This is a genomic window from Streptococcus intestinihominis, from assembly GCF_046824975.1.
Taxonomy (GTDB): Bacteria; Bacillota; Bacilli; order Lactobacillales; family Streptococcaceae; genus Streptococcus.
The window spans coordinates 178,123-183,108 of sequence record NZ_JBKQBL010000002.1 but is presented as its reverse complement, the minus strand read 5'-3'; the positions used below and the strand labels follow the sequence as shown (position 1 = coordinate 183,108).

Here is a 4,986-nt window from a genome sequence, read left to right as displayed (position 1 = left end):
GTCTTCCAATTGATAAGATTCGCTACCTTGCATCTGCGCGTTCTGCGGGGAAGGTCTTGCAATTCAAAGGGCAAGACGTGACCATTGAAGAAACAACTGAAGAGGCTTTTGCAGGAGTAGATATCGCTCTCTTCTCGGCTGGAGGATCAACTTCAGCTAAATATGCACCATATGCTGTTAAAGCAGGAGCAGTAGTTGTTGATAATACATCTTACTTCCGTCAAAACCCGGATGTGCCATTGGTTGTACCTGAGGTCAATGCACATGCGCTTGATTCCCATAAAGGAATCATCTCATGTCCTAACTGTTCAACGATTCAAATGATGGTAGCTCTTGAACCAGTTCGTCAAAAATGGGGCTTGGACCGTATCATCGTTTCAACTTATCAAGCTGTTTCAGGTGCTGGTATGGGAGCCATTCTGGAAACTCAACGTGAATTGCGTGAAGTATTGAATGACGGAGTGGATCCACGTGATTTACATGCGGAAATCTTGCCATCAGGTGGCGATAAGAAACATTACCCAATTGCCTTTAACGCCCTTCCTCAAATCGACGTCTTCACTGATAATGACTACACATATGAAGAAATGAAGATGACCAACGAAACTAAGAAAATCATGGAAGATGATAGCATCGCTGTCTCAGCAACATGTGTACGTATTCCAGTCTTGTCAGCTCACTCAGAGTCTGTTTACATTGAGACCAAAGAAGTAGCACCAATCGAAGAAGTAAAAGCTGCTATTGCTGCCTTCCCAGGAGCAGTTCTAGAAGATGATGTGGCTCATCAAGTATACCCACAAGCTATCAATGCGGTTGGTTCTCGCGATACCTTTGTTGGTCGTATCCGTAAAGACTTGGATGCAGAAAAAGGGATTCACATGTGGGTGGTTTCTGATAACCTTCTTAAAGGAGCTGCTTGGAACTCAGTTCAAATTGCAGAAACCCTTCATGAACGTGGACTCGTGCGCCCAACAGCTGAGTTGAAGTTTGAGTTGAAATGATTCATTAACTAAATAAATTGTATAGGGGACAGCTATCAACTTTTGGTGCTGTCCCTCTTCCCTATGGTTGTCTCAAGAAGGAGTATGTATGTCTTATCAAGATTTAAAAAATTGTAGAATGATCACTGCCTTTATCACTCCCTTCCATGAAGATGGTTCGATTAATTTTGAGGCTATTCCTCCGCTTATTGAACATCTTTTGGCTCATCACACAGATGGGATTCTTTTAGCTGGTACCACAGCGGAAAGTCCAACTCTAACGCACGATGAAGAATTAGAACTTTTTGCAGCGGTGCAAAAGGTAGTCAACGGACGGGTTCCTTTGATTGCTGGTGTCGGGACCAATGAAACTCGCGACTCGATTGAGTTTGTAAAAGAAGTGGACCAATTTGGTGGTTTTGCTGCCGGATTAGCGATTGTCCCTTATTACAACAAACCTTCTCAAGAAGGTATGTACCAGCATTTTAAGGCTATTGCAGACGCTTCTAACTTGCCAATCATAATCTATAACATTCCTGGGCGCGTGGTTGTCGAAATGACACCAGAAACCATGCTTCGTTTGGCAGAACATCCAAATATCATCGGGGTAAAAGAGTGTACAACCCTTGCCAATATGGCTTATTTAATTGAGCACAAGCCAGAGGAGTTCCTCATTTATACGGGAGAGGATGGAGATGCTTTCCATGCCATGAACCTAGGGGCAGATGGGGTGATTTCAGTAGCATCTCATACCAATGGGGATGAAATGCACGAAATGTTCCTAGCCATTGAAAATAATGATATTAAAAAAGCGGCGGCCATTCAGCGCCAATTTATCCCGAAAGTCAATGCTCTCTTCTCTTATCCAAGCCCAGCTCCTGTTAAAGCAGTCTTGAACTATATGGGCTTTGAAGCTGGTCCGACTCGTTTGCCATTAGTGCCAGCTCCTGCTGAGGAAGCGAAGCGCATCATCAAGGTTGTAGTGGATGGGGATTACCACGCGACCAAAGAAATCATTACGGGAGTTCTTCGTCCGGATTATTGATGTTTTAGATTCTTGACAAATCCCCTATTTATTAAGATAATAGAAGTATATTGATGATCAAGGAGAATAAGATGGAAGTCATTAAACGTAGTGGTGAAGTTGTAGAATTTGACCCAGATAAAATCTATCAAGCTGTTTTGAAGGCAGCACAAACAGTCTATGTCTTGACCGATGATCTTCGCCAAAACTTGGCGCAAGTGACCAAGAAAGTTGTGATGGATTTGGAAGAAGCGAAAGTAGAACGTGCCACAATCAGCATGATCCAATCAATGGTTGAGCACCGTTTACTTGGTGCTGGTTATATTACCATTGCTGAACACTATATTTCTTATCGCTTGCAACGCGATTTGGAAAGAAGTGGTTATGGAGATCACATCGCTGTTCACTTACATTTTGAACAAATTCGCTAAAATAAGAGACGAAGTTACGGGAGTAGCTTCGTTTTTTTACGGAAAATGAGAAGTAGTTTTAAAAGAAAATACTGTATTTCATGGTATAATAGATAGGATTGAATGTTGAAAGGATGTCATATCATGGCGATTATTCAATGGTTTCCTGGACATATGTCCAAAGCTAGAAGACAAGTACAAGAAAATATTAAATTTGTGGATTTTGTGACAATTTTGGTGGACGCTCGTTTGCCTCTATCAAGTCAAAATCCCATGTTGACAAAAATTGTTGGTGACAAGCCTAAGTTGATGATTCTGAACAAGGTAGACTTGGCCGATCCTGTCGCTACAAAAGAATGGCAGGAGTATTTTGAGTCACAAGGAATCAAAACTTTGGCTATTAACTCCAAAGAGCAATCTACGGTTAAGAAGGTTACAGATGCTGCTAAGTCTTTGATGGCAGATAAAATTGCTCGCCAAAAGGAACGAGGGATTCAGATTGAAACTCTTCGGACCATGATTATTGGGATTCCCAACGCTGGGAAATCAACGCTGATGAATCGTTTAGCAGGGAAAAAGATTGCCGTAGTTGGAAATAAACCAGGTGTAACCAAGGGACAACAGTGGTTGAAAACCAATAAGGACCTCGAAATCTTGGATACCCCAGGGATTCTTTGGCCAAAATTTGAAGATGAAGATGTAGCTCTAAAATTAGCCTTAACGGGTGCCATTAAGGACCAGTTATTGCCAATGGATGAGGTGACTATTTTTGGTCTTGAGTATTTTAAATCCCACTACCCAAAAGAGTTGCAAGAACGCTATAAGCAAATGAATTTGGAGCAGGAAGCACCGGAAATCATCATGGAGATGACCCAACGCTTAGGCTTCCGAGATGATTACGATCGCTTTTATAGCTTGTTCGTCAAGGATGTACGAGATGGTCGTTTGGGTCGCTATACCCTTGATCGTGTAGGTGAAGTGGATGCCAACGATTAAAGAAGTCAAAGAGCGTTTGGCGACGATTGATGAATTAGATCATCCCTTGTTTGAAGAGTTAATCTATGATGCTCGGGCAGGCGTTCAGTCTGCCATCAACAAACGAAAACGTGAACTCCAAAAACAAGTAGATGAAGACCTGCGTTTAGAAAAAATGCTAACCTATGAAAAAGAACTCTATGCCCAAGGGATTCAGCTCATTGCAGGAGTGGATGAAGTGGGACGAGGCCCTTTGGCTGGCCCTGTCGTCGCTGCAGCTGTTATTTTGCCTATAAATTGTAAAATTCCAGGATTAAACGATAGCAAGAAAATTCCTAAATCTAAGCACCAAGCTATTTACCAAGCGGTTTTGGATCAGGCTATTTCGGTTGGTATTGGGGTAAAAGACAATCACGTCATTGATCAGGTAAATATCTATGAAGCGACGAAATTAGCTATGCTAGAGGCTATTCACGAGTTGGACCCACAGCCTCAACATCTCTTGATCGATGCCATGAAATTGGATCTTCCTATTTCTCAGACCTCCATCATCAAGGGAGATGCTAATTCCCTGTCTATCGCGGCAGCTTCTATAGTGGCTAAGGTGACACGGGATCAGATGATGGTGACATATGACCAAGAGTATCCAGGTTATGATTTTGCACAGAATGCGGGCTATGGGACCACCAAGCATCTTGAAGGATTGGAAAAACAAGGGGTTAGTCCAATCCATCGTCGAAGCTTCGAACCCATTAAGTCCATGACTGCTGTTGACTAGGAGGAGAAGAAAATGCTCTTAGCCTTTGATATCGGAGGAACCTTTATTAAATATGGCTTAGTCGATGAAGCCTATCAAGTGAGCGATTCCTCTAAAGTCCCGACACCAGCTACTATTGAGGACTTCTGGGAAGCCCTCGAGCGCGTGATTTGCTCGTTCCAGAATCAAATTACAGGGATTGCCATCTCATGTCCAGGTGAAATCAATAGTCGACTTGGTTTTGTCTTTAAAGGTGGCCTCATTCCTTATTTGAGGAATATTCCTTTAGCTTCTCGTTTAAATAAGATGTTTCAAGTTCCTGTGACCGTCCTCAACGACGGAGATGCTGCGGGTTTGGCAGAAGCACGAATTGGAAACCTCCAGGATTGTGATTGTGGCGCAACCTTTGTGTTAGGAACTGGGGTAGGCTTAGCCTTGACTTCCAACGGTTCCTTAATTTCCACCTGGAATCTCAAGGATTATCTTCGTTGGCCAAGCTTAGGGGAGAAGCAAGTGACACCTGAACAAAAGCAATATCAGACCGAGATTTTGAGACATGGGATTTCCAGTTTGGTTCAAAATTTAGGCTCTGCAGTCAATTTTGTGGCTAATGCTAGTCGGCTCTTAGAATTGCCTGAAGAAGATGGAGTTCAAGTTTTTGAAGTCCTTGAAGCTGGTCATCATGAGGAATTGCAAGACTTATTTGCTTCTTATTGTCGGGAAATTGCGATCCTAATCTATAACCTTCAGTCTTTGGTTCGGCTTGAAAAAGTGACGATTGGTGGGGGAATTAGTAGTCAACCCCTTCTTTTAGAAGAGATTAACCATCAGTATAAAAGC

6 protein-coding genes are annotated in these 4,986 nt (G+C 42.6%); all 6 read left to right on the top strand.

The genetic code is table 11. The features are described 5' to 3' along the window. A partial coding sequence (locus ACLOR3_RS04205) for an aspartate-semialdehyde dehydrogenase (RefSeq protein ID WP_412037018.1) occupies window positions 1-1,001 on the top strand: 1,001 nt, incomplete at its 5' end. Window positions 1,002-1,089: 88 nt separating this feature from the next. Further along, window positions 1,090-2,025: a 4-hydroxy-tetrahydrodipicolinate synthase gene (gene dapA, locus ACLOR3_RS04200; RefSeq protein WP_048715961.1), complete on the top strand. Its 936-nt coding sequence runs from the start codon at window positions 1,090-1,092 to the stop codon at window positions 2,023-2,025. A gap of 71 nt (window positions 2,026-2,096) precedes the next feature. Further along, entirely contained in the window at window positions 2,097-2,435 is a 339-nt protein-coding gene (locus tag ACLOR3_RS04195; protein WP_006597242.1) for an ATP cone domain-containing protein, read from the top strand. Between the two features lie 123 nt (window positions 2,436-2,558). Then, window positions 2,559-3,410 (top strand): ribosome biogenesis GTPase YlqF, encoded by an 852-nt coding sequence (gene ylqF / locus ACLOR3_RS04190; protein ID WP_411400307.1) that lies wholly within the window; start codon window positions 2,559-2,561, stop codon window positions 3,408-3,410. Then, window positions 3,397-4,167, top strand: a complete 771-nt coding sequence (gene rnhB / locus ACLOR3_RS04185) for a ribonuclease HII (protein WP_411400308.1) — start codon at window positions 3,397-3,399, stop codon at window positions 4,165-4,167. The genes ylqF and rnhB overlap by 14 nt, the downstream gene beginning before the upstream one ends. A 12-nt stretch (window positions 4,168-4,179) precedes the next feature. Then, window positions 4,180-4,986, top strand: an 807-nt coding sequence (locus tag ACLOR3_RS04180; protein WP_412037017.1) for an ROK family protein, incomplete at its 3' end; no start/stop codon positions are given.

Bases quoted from the DNA above. Each gene is read 5' to 3' on its own strand.
- dapA (WP_048715961.1), top strand. From the start codon at position 1,090: ATGTCTTATCAAGATTTAAAAAATTGTAGAATGATCACTGCCTTTATC.
- ACLOR3_RS04195 (WP_006597242.1), top strand. From the start codon at position 2,097: ATGGAAGTCATTAAACGTAGTGGTGAAGTTGTAGAATTTGACCCAGAT.
- ylqF (WP_411400307.1), top strand. From the start codon at position 2,559: ATGGCGATTATTCAATGGTTTCCTGGACATATGTCCAAAGCTAGAAGA.
- rnhB (WP_411400308.1), top strand. From the start codon at position 3,397: ATGCCAACGATTAAAGAAGTCAAAGAGCGTTTGGCGACGATTGATGAA.